Genomic DNA, 17,408 nt, shown 5'->3' with positions numbered 1-17,408 from the left:
AAAATTTCAAGCTCACACTGCTTCTACCGTACAATACAAAAGGGTAAGCCTCCTATTATAACTTAAATATATTAACATGAAAGGGTATATAACGTCTTCTATTAATTACTTGTTTATAAGAAAATATCTTTATTATACATTCATTTATGCACTTTTTCAGCGTTTAATATACAAGCCATTCTTCCTTACATACAGCTTGTTTTCCTTTTATCTCTTCTATCTCTTCATGAATATTAGCTAATTTATATAAATCTGTGAAAATCTCTTCCACATAATGTTGATGTGTCTTTTCATCTTTCCAATACGTTAACACTATGTAACGATTTTCATTTTTTAAAGACTTCCCAACTACTCCACCTAACATTCCTTTTGCTTTTTCCATTCCTTTATTCCAAATTGTTTCTTGCTTATGTAAAAAATGATTTTCCTTTTCCATCTTTACATCACATATAGCAACTCTTACGAATGATCCTTCTGTAACAAGGTCTTTCAAATGCGTATCAGTTATATCATACAACGTTTGAAATAATTCAATTTCACATGCAAGAAACGTATCCTCTTGATTACTATTTAAATAAATTGTATCGTGAGCACCATTCATAAATGATTGATATGTACTTCTATCTTCCCATAAAGTAAATACACATGCCTCATCTTCATACCATCCACCAAATTGTCCATGAAAACCATCTAGGTGCCGTATATCACGCCATTTTCCTTGCGCATTTGAAAACAATTCCTTTTTCTCTTCTTCCACCTTACAGTAGATTGTTTTTAGTAGCATTTTTAATTCCCCCTTTAGCATATAATTTATCTTCTTCTCACAATAATTAGTTCACATAATATTTTTATAATCACCCTAATACTTTTTATAGACATATAGAACTAATCATATTTATCACTACATCTATCAAAACATCTATCGAATTTAATTTCAAATGATTCAGAATAAAAAAAGATGTAACTCTTAATGAATTACATCTTTAGCTAATCTCCCTTATTCATCTTTTTCTCAAATAAATAATACGTAATTTCTCCCGGATAATGTACTACTGCTACCTTCCGCTCCCCTTTTTTAAAACTAACAGTATGCCCATTTTCCCCTAAGTTCTCCCATCCACTCGCCTTTGTAATTGGCATTACACTTATATATTGATAGTCCTCTTCCTTATCATCGTTAATATGGATTGCTGACATTGGCACTGGAAAATCTTTAATTTTAGATTCTTTATTCATAAATATGAATGCAATTAAACCAACTAATAACATAGCCATTGAAATACTTAAAACCAGTTTTCTTCTATTCATTTTCACTAAAAACCCTCTTTTCTCGCATATAACTTTCATCATTTTACTAACTTTAATTATTTATGTATAGAGAAGAAATAATTTTAATTATTTCTAACCTATTTTCTCTACTTTAAACAACATTATTGTTATATATTATAATTATAAGTTTTTAAATTTTGGAGGCGTTACATATTGCAGAAATTACTTTTTACTAAATGGACAGTTGTTATTTCTATTTTCATCATTTTCGGTACGATTTTCTATGTTACTAATGTTAAAAATAACAACGAAAAAGCAACTGTAGAAACAGCGGATACAAAAACTTTCAAAACTAAATTACAACCTAAAATTAATGAATTGACTACTCATTATAATGACATCATCGAAAAAGATTGGTTACCTGCCTGGGAAGAGATTAACACGAATGGAGATTCAGTAGATCGAAATAAACTATTAGTTACAATGAGTGCTGTTTCCAAGCAGTACGAAACAATTATGAACGAAATAGACACGCTTAAAATTGAAGAAAATATAGCAGATATAGATATACAAAAACAACTAATTCAATTCACAACTCAGTTTAAATCCGCATCAAATTTCATGAAAAATGCAGCAAATTTAATTATAGACGGAGCAAATAACTCTACTCCAACCGATGAAACTATTGAAAAAACAAAACAAGCTTTAGGACTTGCGGATCAACATATTGTCATCGCTTTATCTACTTTAAATGAAGTTGAAGATAAATTAGGACTTACAAAAAAATAAAACTATTTACTATTTTAAAATAAAAAATGATTGCAATTCACAATTTGTATGTCTATAATGTTTTTATTGATTTACAATCAATGTGTTTATAAATTTTATAATTCGGATGAACCATTCAGGAGAAGGTCTATTGATCTACCGACGGGGCAAAAAGTTGTTATACCAGCTTTGAAACTCTCAGGTCTTGGTTACAAGTAGAACTGCATGGGGACGAATCTCTGGAGAGACTCCCTCTCGCTTTCATAGAGCGCGGAGGAAAACGAGCACCGAAGGAGCAAATCCGCTAATATAGCGGATAATCTCTCAGGTAAAAGGACAGAGACAAGCGAAAGAAAATGCCGATTTGTATCGGTTTATTTTTCTATCCCTTGTTTCTCCAGAGACCATTTCATTTACTTGAAGTGGTTTTTATTTTTTCTAAATAAAGGAGAATAAAGATGGAGACAGTAAGTAAAGTATTAGAACAAATGAATCAATACGTGTGGGGATTACCAACTTTGTTGCTACTCGTTGGAACAGGTATCATTCTCACAGTGCGTTTAAAAGGTTTACAGTTTAGTAAACTATTATACGCTCACAAACTAGCATTTAAAAAATCAGAAGATACCTCTTCTTCTGGAGATATTAGTCACTTCCAAGCACTCATGACAGCTATGGCCGCAACGATTGGTATGGGAAATATAGCCGGTGTTGCAACAGCTGTTACAATTGGTGGTCCTGGTGCAATATTTTGGATGTGGATTACCGCTTTATTCGGTATGGCAACAAAGTATGCCGAGGCAATACTTGCAGTAAAATACCGTGTTAGTAATGAAAATGGTGAATATTCAGGTGGACCAATGTATTATTTAGAGCGTGGTTTAGGTAAGAAATGGCTGGCAGTATTATTCGCTATATTCGGCACAACTGCTTCTTTCGGTATTGGTAATATGGTGCAATCTAACTCAGTTGCAGAGGCAATGCGAATTAATTTCTCTTTCCCTCCTGCTTTAACTGGTATAGTAATGTCATTTTTAATCGCAATTGTTATTTTAGGCGGTGTAAAAAAAATTGGGAAAGTGACGGGATATGTCGTTCCTATTAAAGCTTTCTTTTATATAATTGCTGGTCTTATAATTATTTTCTATCACTACGACCAAATTCCAGAAGCATTTTCACTTATTTTTTCTGGTGCATTTAATGGTACAGCAGCTGCTGGTGGTTTTATTGGGGCAACAGTTGCATCAGCTATTCAAATCGGAATGGCGCGTGGTGTATTTGCGAACGAAGCTGGTTTAGGGAGTGCCCCTATTGCCGCGGCGGCGGCAAAAACTGATTCGCCTGCAAAGCAAGCTTTAGTTTCAATGACTGGTACTTTTCTAGATACGTTTATTGTATGTACAATTACAGGACTAGTATTAATTACTACAGGTGCTTGGAGATCTGGTAAAACTGGCGTTGAAGCTACAACATTTGCATTCCAATCTGTATTTGGTACTGCTGGTAGTATGATTCTCGGTATCGCAATTATTTTATTTGCCTACTCTACTATTTTAGGCTGGTCGTATTATGGAGAAAAATGTGTAGCTTATTTATTCGGAGAAAGTGCAGTTAAATATTATAAAGCAATCTTTATTGTTATGATTGCAATTGGTGCTAATTTAAAGCTAGGAATCGTATGGACATTTGCTGATATTGCAAATGGACTTATGGCAATTCCAAACTTGATTGGTCTAATTGGATTAAGTAGTATTGTTGTTGCTGAAACGAATCGCTTTTTACAAGCAGAGAAATTGAAAGAAAATAATAAAAAACAGGCAAGTTAATCTATGAAAAAAGGAATGACTCATACATGATGAGCGTTCCTTTTTTCATCCCCTCTTTTACTTAATTACTATCATTAAAAATATATTTATATCAATATTTACTCCTTTTTATTCCTTCAAAAGTTTTTCACATAAATGTCATAAATCGTATGGTCTAACTATATAGTTGAAAAGGAATGCGACATTAAGGTGTCACTGAAAAACTCATCCAAGAAAAGGGAGGAAAAATCTTTTGAAAAACAAAATCATCGTTTTCCTATCTGTTTTATCATTTATTATTGGTGGTTTCTTCTTTAACACGAATACTTCAAGCGCTGAAACATCATCTACTGATTACGTTCCTAACCAATTAATCGTTAAGTTCAAACAAAATGCATCTTTAAGTAATGTGCAATCTTTTCATAAATCTGTCGGAGCTAATGTCTTATCTAAAGATGATAAGTTAGGTTTTGAAGTCGTACAATTTTCAAAAGGTACTGTAAAAGAAAAAATAAAGAGCTATAAAAATAATCCAGATGTGGAATATGCAGAACCGAATTATTACGTTCACGCCTTTTGGACTCCAAACGACCCATATTTTAATAATCAATACGGGTTACAAAAGATTCAAGCTCCACAAGCTTGGGATAGCCAACGAAGTGATCCTGGTGTGAAAGTAGCTATTATTGATACAGGAGTTCAAGGCTCACACCCTGATCTGGCTTCGAAAGTAATTTACGGGCATGATTATGTTGATAACGACAATACATCTGATGATGGTAATGGTCATGGTACACATTGCGCTGGAATTACTGGAGCACTTACGAATAACAGCGTCGGAATTGCTGGTGTTGCCCCACAAACTTCAATTTATGCTGTCCGCGTATTAGATAATCAAGGAAGTGGTACTCTTGATGCTGTAGCGCAAGGTATTCGAGAAGCTGCTGATTCGGGTGCAAAAGTAATTAGTTTAAGTTTAGGAGCTCCAAATGGTGGTACTGCATTACAACAAGCCGTTCAATATGCATGGAATAAAGGCTCTGTTATAGTTGCAGCTGCTGGAAATGCTGGAAATACAAAAGCTAATTACCCTGCTTATTACAGCGAAGTAATTGCAGTTGCTTCTACAGATCAATCAGATAGAAAATCTTCATTCTCTACTTATGGTAGCTGGGTAGATGTTGCAGCACCAGGTTCAAATATATATTCAACATATAAAGGAAGTACGTATCAATCATTAAGTGGTACATCTATGGCAACACCTCATGTTGCAGGAGTCGCAGCTCTTTTAGCAAATCAAGGATATAGCAATACACAAATCCGCCAAATTATTGAGTCTACTACTGATAAAATTAGTGGTACAGGTACGTACTGGAAAAACGGTAGAGTCAATGCATATAAGGCTGTACAATACGCTAAGCAATTACAAGAAAATAAAGCTTCTTAATAAATAAAGTAAAATTTTAATCGGTCGATCTACCATTAATGCCGGATAAAATAGAAGGAGAGACTTCTACAATTAAAGCCTCTCCTTCTTACAAACTATATTACTCTCCCTGCTTTTTAACCATATGTAAATACAGTACAAAATCCATCATTGTCGACGAATGACCAAGTTGACGGATCATCGCTGTTATATTTCCTCTATGATATGTACCATGATTTACAACATGTTGCACTAATTCTAAAATCGAAGTTTCTAATTTCCCTACATATGGATTCTCAATAACAAATACAGCATTCACATCTTGTATTGTAATTAAAAACTCTTTATATTGATTTGCCATGTTTTCAAACATTTTTTCTAATTCATGTAACGATTTAGTTTCAATTTGTTTTCGTAAATCTTCTCGGTCTTGTATTGCTTCATTCATACTTTTACCATGCAATATATGTAACCACACTTGATCTGTAATATAAATATGCACAAAAGTATCCTTAATGGATGGGAATACACTCTGTATCTGCTCATTAAAAATTTTCTCATAGTTTGGTAACTCTTTTAATCGATTGAATAATCTAGTATTAGCCCAAGCATGGTAATCACACTGTTTTAATATATAATCTTTCAATTTATATTACCTCCTTATTGTATGAAACGAATGGCTTGTTTCTTCATTTCTGATTCTCTATCAGCCTTTGCAATCCCTTTTTCTTTCATTTCATGCTTATTTATCGTTTTATATTTTACATACGTATAAAATTCCGTTTGAAATGGAAATGGTGTAATCCGAATTGTTTCCTCGTCCACCCATTCAGCTTGAATAAGTTTCTCCTCTTTACTATTAAACATTTCTGTTCCTTCAAAACCATCTTTAAATAAATCAATTTCATCTTTCTTTTTGACACCAGGCTTATTCATACATACGTATAAAGAAAGTTCATCACAAAACTTTAATAATCTATAATGCTTATCGAACATCGCAAACTGTTCCTTTGTTAACGTTTTCAAAATTCTTTTTTGTCGTTCTAATTCATGTTTATAAAATGACATCATCTCTTCATCTTCCTCGTTTAGTGGAAATGATAAAAAATGTTTACTACAAAGCAATGCCCCGTATGGATTAGAATTTTCAATTTCATTCAATCCAATCGTATAAAAAACAAAACGTAATGGGCTTGGACAATCCATAAATGTATATGGAATATTTTTAGCATCATTCAAAATTGGTACTTTATCAAGCTCTATCCATCCTCTGTCATGCTCATATATTGCATCAACTGTTTCTTTTAAATATGTTTTATCTTCAAAAAAGTCTTCTTTTATATGCTTTGCAATCTCTCCAGCTAAAAAACCATGATCATGTTGACTAATTAAAATACTTTCCTTCTCATTTTTTTCACGAAAAATCATTCGTATACTCCCCCTCATCCTCATATTAAAGCTTTTTATATGCATCGATTCTTAATTAATCCCTAAATAATAGAAGGGATTCAGTCTCTTGCAACGAAATTAACATAATTATATAGTATTCTTTCTAATCATAGTGATAGCTTTATCTTTACTATCTATTATACTAAAACATTCATTCCAAAAATTTTTTTATGAGGTGAAAACATGAACAAAACAGAATTAATTAAAAACGTAGCTCAATCAGCTGATATTTCTCAAAAGGACGCTTCTGCAGCTGTACAATCCGTATTTGACACAATTGCTAATGCATTACAATCTGGAGATAAAGTTCAACTAATCGGGTTTGGAACTTTTGAAGTACGCGAAAGATCTGCTCGTACAGGACGTAATCCGCAAACTGGCGAAGAAATTCAAATCGCCGCTGGTAAAGTTCCTGCATTTAAAGCAGGTAAAGAATTAAAAGAAGCTGTTAAATAAAAACAAGAAACCAGCCATTTTATAGGCTGGTTTCTTGTTTTTATTTAAGCAATTGCTTTATATTCTCTGCATGATACACTTCACAAATATAAAATACACATTTGCAGTTACTTACAAATTGATACTTTCTAGTTGGATACACATTCGCTGTAACAGAACATCCATCAAACAATTCAATAATATTTCCAGATGGCTGATATCCTTCATATAATACGTTTCTTCTTACTTCCATCTTTTCTATAAGCTTTTCAACAGGAATATTTCCACTCTCTAATTCACTCTTTATTGCGTCCGGTAAAAACGAAGTGTCTGCAAAAATTAGATTTTCAGATAACACCTTTCCTTTATAACTAACATTAGATACACGGTAAAGAAATGTTCCATCTTTATCAAAGAAATTCTTTGCTTCTTTCGGAATGTACTGTCTACCAAGTGCCTCTTGTTCAAGAACATCAAACTGAACTGTATCATTTAAAAGCTTTTCTAAAGCATGAATGGATGATGTATCTCCAGAAAATAAAATATTTTTAATTGCTTGTACATTATAAGTGAATTCATTCTTTCTATTTTCCGCTACTAACATGAGGAACACCTCTTCTGTAATTTTTTTATTTAAGATTTAAAAGTGCTGCCGCGTCTAATTGCGTAATTTCAGTCACTTCCTTACTGAATATTGCAACAGAAGCCCTATAATCTAAACTAGGCCTTACATCTTCCATCATTGTATTACTTGCTAACTCTTGTCTATCCTTAAAAACCAACAAGTTTGGAGGATCATTTGGAGCTGATACTGTAATATGTACTGGTGGAATCATTAGTCCTTCACCTGTCGCTTTCAGCACCGCTTCTTTTCGAGTCCAATATGTTAAAAAACCTTCTATTTTCTGTTCATTTGGCAGTTTCATAACTTGCGCTATTTCAATGTCTGTTAATACACCTTCTGCCATTTTCATAACATCTATACTTGGATTCATTTGTTCTACATCTATGCCAACAGGTGCAGATTTTGTAAATGCAACGACAACCCACTCACCTGAATGCGAAACGGATAATTGCGGCCTACCTTCTGGTAATTGTGGTCTTCCATGCTGCAATTTACATACTGAGCACATTCGATCAATTGGTACTTGGACTGGTGACATAGAAAGTATCTTGCCGAGAACTAATCTACTTATTACGCAACCTATTATAAAACGAGCTCGATCTGCCGAATGATGATACGAATTTGCTTTCTCTCGCTCTATATCATTTAGTAAATTGTAATGCCATGATTGTAAATCCGAAATTCTTGCCCACCATATTTGACAATCATTCTCATTCAAAGTTGGAATAGAATCTACAACTTTACTTTCTATCATGTAAACTCTCCTTTATTCAACGAATATCAATTTTCATAAAAAAGCATACGTATATTGTTATTCATTGACAAGTACTTTCTCTTTTTCTGATACAGATAATGTTTTTTCTTTCTTCTTTGACATTACCTCTTTATCGGAAATACGTAAAGAAAATAGTAGTGCTATGAGCAAAAATATTGCTGACCCAATTAATGCTGCTTGATATGGTAAAAAATCGGATTGAACGTTATTACCTCCAAAACCAGCTAGTATACTAGCTAAAACCGCTACTCCTATTGCTGAACCTAGTCGATTTTGCACATTGAATATAGTAGTCGCTCTCCCCATAGAAGGCGGCGTGATATTGTTAAAGGCAGAAAATTGAACCGCACCGACAGATTGACCTAAGAAAATACCGATACCAAACAATAATGCCCGGATTTGCCACGGATTCGTATCGTGATTTACAAAACTCAATAAAACAAATATAACCGCCGTACATATTAATCCAATAGAAATTACCTTTCGAGCTCCTAATTTCTTATATGACCATGGTACAATTTGTGAAGAAATCATTAATCCAATCGCCTCTGGAAATGTCGTAAGTCCTGATTCCAGTGCAGAAACTCCTATCACATTTTGATACATAAGAGGAAAAACAAATAACATTCCTAATAAACCAGCTGATGAAAATAATGATATAATGCTCATCTTTCTAAAGACTGGTTCTTTTAATAAGCGTAAATCTAACATCGGTTGCTTTACTTTCAGTTCTACAATTATAAACAATGTAATGAATACAACCCCAGCTATCCCAGTACTCATAATTTCTGGAGAAATCCACCCTTTTGATGGTCCCTGGCTGAGTGCATATATGAGCATCGCAAATCCTGGTGCTGATAAAATAAAGCCGAGCGAATCAAAGCGACCAGCTGATTTTTCAACATGTTCTGCTAAAAATAGAAGTCCAAATAGCAATGCAACGATTCCAAACGGTAGATTAATATAAAATGCCCAACGCCAAGACATTTGATCTACAAAGAAACCACCGATGATAGGACCAATTGCTGGTGCTACAGCAATTGGAAGTATAATGAACCGGGAAATCTTCGGTCTTTCCTCTGGTGAAAATGTTCGAAATAACATCGCCATTCCGACCGGTGTTAAAAGCCCTCCGCCAGCACCTTGAATAATACGGAAAATATTCAATGAAGTAATATCGTTAGCCATTCCGCATAAAGCAGATGCAATTGTAAATACGAAAAGAGCAATTAAAAATACTCTTTTCGTACCAAAACGATCTCCTAACCAACCAGAAATCGGAAGGAAAACAGCTAAACTAACTAAATATCCAACATTCACCGTCCCCATTGCAGATGGAGGTACTTGTAGTTCTCTACTTATCGTTTGCAGTGCTACATTTACAATCGTTGCGTCCATCGCAGCCATAAACATCGCAGTTATATAAACGATACTTACAACTACTTTTGGATTTAGTTTTTCTTTCATTATCGTTTTCCTACTAATGTTTTTTCGCGAACTTGATTACCTTGTGGATTCAAATCTTTCCAGTTATATTCAACATATTCTAAGCAGCTCTGCCTACTAGCTTCTTCATATACGACATTCCAGCCAATAGGTACATCGAGAAAAGCAGGCCAGAGAGAATACTGGCCCTCCTCATTTATTAATACTTTATATGTGTAATTATCATTTTCAAATGGATTCGTCATACTCTACTTACCCCTTTCTTATTCTGCAAATATTTCGCTAATACTTGTCCAATTTCCGTAAGTGGACCTGGCTGACATAGATCTTTATGTCTACAATCAATATCGTGCTGCACAATTTGCCCATCTAAATAATTTAGCCACGTATTTGGAGAAATAGGATCAAACCAGTCTGGTATAACAGTAGATCTAAAGAATAAGATATCTCCGTTATAAACTTTCGGTACATATTTCCCTAACAACCCTACTGAATTTACATATGTTTCTTTCAAGTTCAATATAGTCTCTTCTTCAAGACTTGCTAATGCACTTCCATCTTTACGAAGGATTTCAACTGCACTTTCCATTGTAAGTGGTTTACCATCCATGTTATCTGGGTCATATCCGCCTAAAGCAAGTAATGCGATTAACGCTTCCTCTTCAGTAGGCGCTTCCGTATTCGGTAAGAAGTGTCCAGGATAAGAGTCAAGCATAACGAGTAATTCTACTTCTTCCCCTTCATTTTGTAATTGCGCCGCCATTGCATGCACAACATTTCCTCCAAGCGACCAACCTAATAAACGATATGGTCCATGAGGCTGTACTTCACGAACATGTTTCAAGTAATCCGCCGCCATCTCCTCTAAACTTTTTGGAAGTTCTTCATTTTTAGCAATACCTCGTGCTTGTACACCATAGATTGGATAATCTGTTCCTAAAGATTTCATAAGTCCTGCATAGCACCAACTTAATCCACCAGCTGGATGTACACAAAATAGTGGTAATTGATCCCCGCTTGCTCGTAATGGAAGCAACACATCAAATGCACTTTGACCATTCCCCATCTCAAGTCTTTCAGCTAACCCTGCAACAGTCGGTGCTGCAAATAAAGTGCCAATATTTAGTTCCACTCCAAGCGCCTCTTTCATGCGGCTCATAAGTTGCACTGCAAGGAGTGAATGGCCACCAAGATCAAAGAATCCGTCATCAATTCCAATTTGAGGTACACTTAGCACTTCTGTAAACAAGTCACATAACATTTCTTCTTGCGGTGTTCTTGGACCACGACTAGAAGATGATGCAATAAATTCTGGAGCTGGCAATGTCTTTCTATCTAATTTACCGTTTGGAGTTAAAGGTAACTCATTTACTACTACAAAAGCGTATGGAACCATATAATCTGGTAAACTACCACTAGCAAACTGACGCATTTCATTCGTATCAATCGCTTCATTATTTGATGCAACGATATAAGAAACTAACCGTTTATCCCCTGGTTGATCTTCACGTACAATAACGGCTACTTGCTCAACTTTAGGGTGCTTCATTATGACTGCTTCTATTTCTCCTAATTCAATTCGGAACCCACGAATTTTGATTTGATGATCTGCACGTCCTATATAATCTAGCGTCCCATCTTTACGCCAGCGAGCTAAGTCTCCTGTACGATACATTCTTGTACCTGGCTTGCCAAATGGATCTGCGATAAAGCGTTCAGCCGTTAATCCTGCTCTTCCTAAATATCCACGCGCAAGCCCTGCACCTGCAACATACATTTCTCCAACTACTCCAGGTGGCACTGGTTGTAAATAGTTGTCTAACACATACACTTTAAGGTCAGGTATACTGCACCCAATTAAACTATTTGCTCGTAAAGAGACGATAGTTTCATCTATTTCAATATAACTAACATGTACTGTCGTCTCCGTAATACCGTACATATTAATAAGCTTTGGTGCGTTATGAGGATGTCGACTATACCAACCTTCTAAGCGACTTAGCTCAAGTGCTTCTCCTCCAAAAACAACATATCGTAAAGATAATTTTTGACCAATCTCTTCATTTTCACGATCTGCTTGCATCAATTGATAGAACGCTGATGGAGTTTGGTTTAAAACCGTAACCTTTTCTTTAACAAGAAGCTGTAAAAATTCTTTCGGCGAGCGACTTACAGTATGTGGCACTACAACTAAACGCCCTCCATATAATAAAGGTCCCCAAATTTCCCAAACCGAGAAATCAAAAGCATATGAATGGAACATCGTCCAAACATCGTTTTCGTCAAACTGGAACCAATGATCAGTTGCTCCTAAAAGTCTTACTACATTTTGATGAGGTATCATAACGCCTTTCGGTCTACCCGTTGACCCTGACGTATAAATAACGTAAGCAATATGTGATGGAGATAATGGCTTAATGCGTTCCACTTCATCAATATTGTCTTCACTATATTTCTCAACTTCTGCTATTACTTTTACATTATCAATTAAAACTTTTAGTGCCTCATTACATTCAATTTCCACTTCTGAATTCGTTAAAACACATGATGGTTTCGCATCGTGTAGCATAAATGAAATACGGTCTGCTGGGTAATCTGGATCTAACGGAAGGTATCCAGCACCAGCTTTAAGAACAGCTAATAAGCTTACAACCATGTTTAATGATCTTGGCATCGCTAAAGCAACGAGTTGATCAGGACCAATCCCTTTTGCTATTAGGAATCGAGCTATTTTATTTGCTTTTCTATTTAACTCTTCATAAGTTAATTTCTTATCTTCAAAGACAACAGCAATAGAATTTGGATTTATATGAGCCTGCTTTTCAAATAATTGTGGCAATGTCATTTCTGGTGCAATTTGAAAACCACCATTCCACTTTTCTAACACTGTATTTTTCTCTGCTACAGTTAATATTTCTAATGTGCCAATTGATCGATCCGGATGTTTCGCTGCATCATCTAATAACAAAATAAATCTTTCTATTAGTTTTTGAACCGTTTCACGTTTATATAAATCGGTACTAAACTCTAGTAATCCATGTAAACCGTTCGGAGTACCGTCACCCCCGTTACTCTCACTAATTTCAAATGTTAAGTCAAATTTTGCAGAACCGACGCTTTGAATTTCAAGGCTCGCTTCTATATCCGGGGCATCAAAGATTGCTTCTGGCGTATTTTGGAAAGCTAACATAACTTGAAACAACGGGTGGCTGTTTCGAGTACGCACTGGGTTTAACACTTCAACGAGTCGTTCAAATGGAACATCTTGATTTTCATAAGCTGCAAGATTTGTCTGCTTTACTCTATTCAATAATTCTTTAAAACTTGGATCTCCTGATGTATTTGTACGTAACACTAATGTATTTACAAATAAGCCGACTATGTCAGAGAGTACATCATCATTTCTTCCAGCAATCGGACTTCCAATTGGTATATCAGTGCCTGCACCTAATCTTGTAAATAGTGCACTAAGCCCTGCTTGCAATACCATAAACAAACTAGCTCCATTTTCACGTGCAAGCTCTACTAACCTACTATGCATACCTTCATCTATATGAAAATGAATTGTTTCCCCGCGGTAACTCGTCTCAATTGGACGCTGGAAATCTGTAGGTAACTCCATTTGGTCTGGTAAACCTTTAAGTTCTTCTTTCCAAAAATCTAATTGTGTTGAAATAAGACTCTCTGGTGTCGTTTCATCACCTAGCAATTGCTGTTGCCAAAGTGCATAATCTGCGTATTGAACGGGAAGTGACTCCAGCTGAACTCTGTCACCTTGACATCGCGCTTTATACGCCGCTGTAAAGTCTCTCGTTAACGGCTGTAATGACCAGCCATCACCTACAATATGATGTAATAGAATTAATAATACATGTTCGTTTTCACTCACTGTAAAAAGTTGCAAACGAACTGCCGGCTCAAAATCGAGGTTAAAACTATACCTTACCGCCTCTGAAAGTACACTTTCTAATTCATCTTTACATGTATTAGTTATAACCATTTCTAGATTTAAGTTTTCCATATCTAAAATTTTCTGATAAGAACTACCTAATACGTTAGGGAAAATTGTTCTAAGTGTTTCATGTTTCTCAACTACATCATAAAAAGCACCTTGTAATGCTTCCCGATTCAATATTCCATTCATACGAATGACTAGCGGAATATTATAAGTAGGACTTGGACCTTCTAAACAATTTAAGAACCATAACCTGCGCTGTGCAAATGAAAGTGGAACTTCATTTGGCCTACTTGCTTTCTGAATAGCTGGTCTTGCACTTTTTGCATCGTTTAATTGTTTCGCCAGTTCGGCAACAGTTGGTGATTCAAATAGTTTCCCGATTCCTAATTCCACACTTAACGTTTCACGAATTCTTGCCATTAAACGAGATGCGAGAAGTGAATGTCCACCCATTTCAAAGAAATTATCATCAATGCTAATTCGAGAAACACCAAGTACTTCTGCAAATAAATCACATAATATTTCTTCTTTCGGATTTCTAGCAACTCTCTCATTGTTCATTCCATTAAAATCAGGAGCAGGTAATTTCTTTCTGTCAACCTTACCATTTGGCGTTAATGGTAATTCTTCTAGCACAACAAATGCCGATGGTATCATATAATTCGCTAAACTTTCTGAAACATAAGAACGAATTTCTGAAAGATTAATCGGTTCCTTTTCTTCTGCAACGATATACGCAATGATGCGTTTATCATTTGGACGATCTTCTCGTACTATTACTACCGCTTGTTGAATATTTTCATGTCGTTGTAATACCGTTTCAATTTCAGCTAATTCAATTCGGAATCCACGAATTTTAATTTGATGATCTGCGCGACTAATGTACTCTAACGCACCATCACTACGCCATTTCACAAGATCTCCTGTACGGTACATGCGCTTCCCTGATTCTCCATAAGGATTTGCAACAAACCGTTCAGCTGTTAACTCAGGTTTTCCTAAATATCCGCTTGCAAGTCCTTCCCCTGCAATATATAATTCCCCAATAACTCCAGGTGGAACTGGTTGTAACCCTGCATCCAATACATACACTTCTGTATTGCAAATTGGCTTTCCAATAGGAGGTATACCCTTTTCACCTTCATCAATGTTCATGAAAGTAGACCAAATCGTCGTTTCAGTTGGTCCATATAAATTAGTTATTGAGCAACCTAATTCTTTTAATTTATTTGCTAAATGCGCTGAAAGAGCTTCACCACCAACTAGTATGTTTAGCCCTTGTAGCTTCTCTGGATAATCAGTTACTAACGCCTGCCAAAGCGTCGGTGTAGCCTGCATAATGGCCACTCTTTCTTCATGTAAAAGTGTCGTTAATGCAGAAGGCTCTTGTATGTCTTCTTTTTGCGCAATTGTTAAACTTGCACCACTAATAAGAGGTAAATAAATTTCTAGAGCAGAAATATCAAATGCAAACGTTGTAACTGCTAATAAATGATCATTTTCATTTAATGAAAACTTTTGTTGCATAGCCATTAAAAAGTTACTTAAACCTCTCATAGGAACAATTACACCTTTTGGGTTTCCTGTTGAGCCTGAAGTATATATTGTATAGGCTGGGTTTAAAAGTGATACATCATTCTTACATGCTATATTCATACGAGAATATGTATATAACGCTAGTTTCGTTTCTTCTTCATCTAATACAATTTTTTTCATATCATTTTCTATAACTAACTTAGATGAAACAGATGAATGTGTTATGATACAAACTGGTTTTGCATCATTTACTATATAATTAATTCTTTCTGCTGGGTATTCTGGATCTATTGGTAAATACGCTGCACCAGCCTTTAAGACTGCTAGCATACTAACTACCATTTCTATTGATCTAGGGAATACTAAAGCTACAAACTGGTTTGGTCGTATTCCTTCTTCTACTAAATAATGTGCTAGTTCATTCGCTCGTTCATTTAGCTCTTTATACGTAAGGTTTACACCGTCACAAGTAATGGCTAGTTTATTGGGATTTTTTTGCACTTGTTTTTCAAATGATATAGGCAGACTGATTAACTCATCGTCTTCCTTCGTTTCATTCCATTCCAATAAAACTTTATGATTTTCTTCAGGCAGAGTAATGTTTATTTTTCCAATCGACTCGTTTTTCTCATAATTATTTACTACTAATTCAAATAGATTCATAAATCTTTCTTTATGCAATGCTAGCTCCGCGCCATTATATACTTCAGGATTTGCATCAAAATGAATCATTAGCTCATTTTGATCAAAACGTTTATATACATTTATTGATAAATCATCGACAGGTCCTGCTGATAAATTATGCTTAATACCACGATTTCCAGCAAAATTTAGCCCGTAATCAAAAGGCATAACATTCACTAACGGTCCAAACAACCTTTGATTTTCACCTAGTAACTTTAAGTCTCTTCTTAATTCCTCATGACGGTATTTATAATGGCGACGTACATCTCGGATTTCTTTAGAAACTTGTTGCAATAATTCCGCAAGAGTTATATTTGGAGTTACTGTAATACGAAGTGGCACTAAATTCATTACCATACTTGGTGTATGAATAGATACCGAACCTAGACGTCCCATCATCGGTAAACCTAAAACAATATCATGTGCACCTGTTAACTTATGCATATAAATACTTGTTACAGCGACAATGAATTCCGGCCAACTTGTTAACGAAATATTGATATCTTCTAATAAAGTTTTCGTGCTAGAACTAGATAAATAAGCTGTTTCTCGTGAAAATCCATTTGATGTTCTCGGTGCTCGCTCTGCCAAGCTTACAACTTCTGGTTCATCCGCAAATTTTTCTAACCAAAAAGTACGATCTTCCTGAAATTTTTTAGACTCACGATACTCAATATCTTCTTGCACGACTTTTGTAAGAGAATCAAATGGCTTTTCATTCTTGTTTGTTTCTTCTATAAGTGATGTATACTCATTCGCTACTTTTTGGCTAAGAAGTGAAAATCCATAGCCATCCATCACAATGTGATGGATGCGCTGATACCAAAAGAAACGATTATTTTCAACTTGAATAAGTGCTTCAGTAAATAATGTATCTTTTTTCAAATCGACTGGCATAGATAAATCATTTTTCATCCATACTTTAGCAGCTTCTTCAGGGTTTTCTTCTTTACGAACGTCAATAAAATGCATATGAAACTGTGATTCTTCAATAACTTGCCATGGGCCAAATTCATCCTCCTCGAAGCGAACATGAAGTGCTTCTGCTTCCATTACAACTTTACGTACAGCTAATTCGAAAATTTCTTGATGAATATTTCCGTTTATTTCTACATATTCCCCAGTATTGTAAATTGGATTAAGCGGATCTAATTGTTGCGCAAACCACATACCAGACTGCGCAGATGATAACGAATGACGAATCTTTTGACTGTTAGGCATTCTTTACTACC

Annotated in this window: 13 protein-coding genes and 1 riboswitch; of the genes, 4 read left to right on the top strand and 9 right to left on the bottom strand. The window is 35.2% G+C overall.

The window, feature by feature from the left end; genetic code table 11:
• Positions 1-163: 163 nt before the first annotated feature.
• Both NST86_RS11710 and NST86_RS11705 read right to left on the bottom strand, forming a co-directional pair.
• Positions 164-784, bottom strand: coding sequence for a YdbC family protein (locus tag NST86_RS11710; RefSeq protein WP_016117775.1), 621 nt, complete (start codon positions 782-784; stop codon positions 164-166).
• A 203-nt stretch (positions 785-987) separates the two neighbouring features.
• Positions 988-1,350: a hypothetical protein gene (locus NST86_RS11705; RefSeq protein ID WP_050569647.1), complete on the bottom strand. Its 363-nt coding sequence runs from the start codon at positions 1,348-1,350 to the stop codon at positions 988-990.
• Between the two features lie 132 nt (positions 1,351-1,482).
• Between NST86_RS11705 and NST86_RS11700 the strand changes: the two genes are divergently transcribed.
• The 3 genes from NST86_RS11700 to NST86_RS11690 all read left to right on the top strand — a co-directional run bounded on the left by NST86_RS11700 (position 1,483) and on the right by NST86_RS11690 (position 5,289).
• Positions 1,483-2,058: a hypothetical protein gene (locus NST86_RS11700; protein ID WP_016117773.1), complete on the top strand. Its 576-nt coding sequence runs from the start codon at positions 1,483-1,485 to the stop codon at positions 2,056-2,058.
• Positions 2,059-2,266: 208 nt separating this feature from the next.
• Positions 2,267-2,387: riboswitch (glycine riboswitch) on the top strand.
• A 108-nt stretch (positions 2,388-2,495) separates the two neighbouring features.
• Positions 2,496-3,863: an alanine/glycine:cation symporter family protein gene (locus NST86_RS11695; RefSeq protein ID WP_000451049.1), complete on the top strand. Its 1,368-nt coding sequence runs from the start codon at positions 2,496-2,498 to the stop codon at positions 3,861-3,863.
• Between the two features lie 232 nt (positions 3,864-4,095).
• Positions 4,096-5,289 (top strand): S8 family peptidase, encoded by a 1,194-nt coding sequence (locus NST86_RS11690; protein WP_000790937.1) that lies wholly within the window; start codon positions 4,096-4,098, stop codon positions 5,287-5,289.
• A 100-nt stretch (positions 5,290-5,389) separates the two neighbouring features.
• On the opposite strand, the gene NST86_RS11685 is transcribed toward NST86_RS11690, so the two are convergent.
• A complete protein-coding gene (locus NST86_RS11685) occupies positions 5,390-5,914 on the bottom strand; it encodes a DinB family protein (RefSeq protein WP_016117772.1) in 525 nt (174 codons plus the stop codon).
• 14 nt (positions 5,915-5,928) lie between these two features.
• Positions 5,929-6,696: a DUF3891 family protein gene (locus tag NST86_RS11680; RefSeq protein ID WP_193533208.1), complete on the bottom strand. Its 768-nt coding sequence runs from the start codon at positions 6,694-6,696 to the stop codon at positions 5,929-5,931.
• Between the two features lie 204 nt (positions 6,697-6,900).
• Here NST86_RS11680 and NST86_RS11675 point away from each other — a divergent pair, with 204 nt between their 5' ends.
• Positions 6,901-7,173, top strand: coding sequence for an HU family DNA-binding protein (locus tag NST86_RS11675; RefSeq protein WP_001043905.1), 273 nt, complete (start codon positions 6,901-6,903; stop codon positions 7,171-7,173).
• 40 nt (positions 7,174-7,213) lie between these two features.
• On the opposite strand, the gene NST86_RS11670 is transcribed toward NST86_RS11675, so the two are convergent.
• Genes NST86_RS11670 through NST86_RS11650 form a run of 5 tightly spaced genes read right to left on the bottom strand, consistent with a single transcriptional unit; the run spans position 7,214 to position 17,397 of the window.
• Positions 7,214-7,756, bottom strand: coding sequence for a hypothetical protein (locus NST86_RS11670; protein WP_016117771.1), 543 nt, complete (start codon positions 7,754-7,756; stop codon positions 7,214-7,216).
• A gap of 25 nt (positions 7,757-7,781) precedes the next feature.
• Entirely contained in the window at positions 7,782-8,531 is a 750-nt protein-coding gene (sfp, locus tag NST86_RS11665) for a 4'-phosphopantetheinyl transferase Sfp (RefSeq protein ID WP_193533209.1), read from the bottom strand.
• 57 nt (positions 8,532-8,588) lie between these two features.
• Positions 8,589-10,019, bottom strand: a complete 1,431-nt coding sequence (locus NST86_RS11660) for an MDR family MFS transporter (protein ID WP_000660200.1) — start codon at positions 10,017-10,019, stop codon at positions 8,589-8,591.
• A complete protein-coding gene (locus tag NST86_RS11655; RefSeq protein WP_000184059.1) occupies positions 10,019-10,243 on the bottom strand; it encodes an MbtH family protein in 225 nt (74 codons plus the stop codon). The genes NST86_RS11660 and NST86_RS11655 overlap by 1 nt, the downstream gene beginning before the upstream one ends.
• Positions 10,240-17,397, bottom strand: coding sequence for an amino acid adenylation domain-containing protein (locus NST86_RS11650; RefSeq protein ID WP_227593467.1), 7,158 nt, complete (start codon positions 17,395-17,397; stop codon positions 10,240-10,242). The genes NST86_RS11655 and NST86_RS11650 overlap by 4 nt, the downstream gene beginning before the upstream one ends.
• Positions 17,398-17,408: the final 11 nt, after the last annotated feature.

It is taken from the genome of Bacillus sp. FSL L8-0199 (assembly GCF_038005705.1).
Classification (GTDB): domain Bacteria; phylum Bacillota; class Bacilli; order Bacillales; family Bacillaceae_G; genus Bacillus_A; species Bacillus_A cereus.
The sequence above is the reverse complement of the archived record's forward strand: the minus strand, read 5'-3'. Positions and strand labels throughout refer to the sequence as shown.

Coding starts and splice junctions, on each gene's coding strand:
- NST86_RS11705 (WP_050569647.1), bottom strand. CDS start 1,350: ATGATGAAAGTTATATGCGAGAAAAGAGGGTTTTTAGTGAAAATGAAT.
- NST86_RS11680 (WP_193533208.1), bottom strand. CDS start 6,696: ATGATTTTTCGTGAAAAAAATGAGAAGGAAAGTATTTTAATTAGTCAA.
- NST86_RS11710 (WP_016117775.1), bottom strand. CDS start 784: ATGCTACTAAAAACAATCTACTGTAAGGTGGAAGAAGAGAAAAAGGAA.
- sfp (WP_193533209.1), bottom strand. CDS start 8,531: ATGATAGAAAGTAAAGTTGTAGATTCTATTCCAACTTTGAATGAGAAT.
- NST86_RS11695 (WP_000451049.1), top strand. CDS start 2,496: ATGGAGACAGTAAGTAAAGTATTAGAACAAATGAATCAATACGTGTGG.
- NST86_RS11650 (WP_227593467.1), bottom strand. CDS start 17,397: ATGCCTAACAGTCAAAAGATTCGTCATTCGTTATCATCTGCGCAGTCT.
- NST86_RS11655 (WP_000184059.1), bottom strand. CDS start 10,243: ATGACGAATCCATTTGAAAATGATAATTACACATATAAAGTATTAATA.
- NST86_RS11670 (WP_016117771.1), bottom strand. CDS start 7,756: ATGTTAGTAGCGGAAAATAGAAAGAATGAATTCACTTATAATGTACAA.
- NST86_RS11660 (WP_000660200.1), bottom strand. CDS start 10,019: ATGAAAGAAAAACTAAATCCAAAAGTAGTTGTAAGTATCGTTTATATA.
- NST86_RS11675 (WP_001043905.1), top strand. CDS start 6,901: ATGAACAAAACAGAATTAATTAAAAACGTAGCTCAATCAGCTGATATT.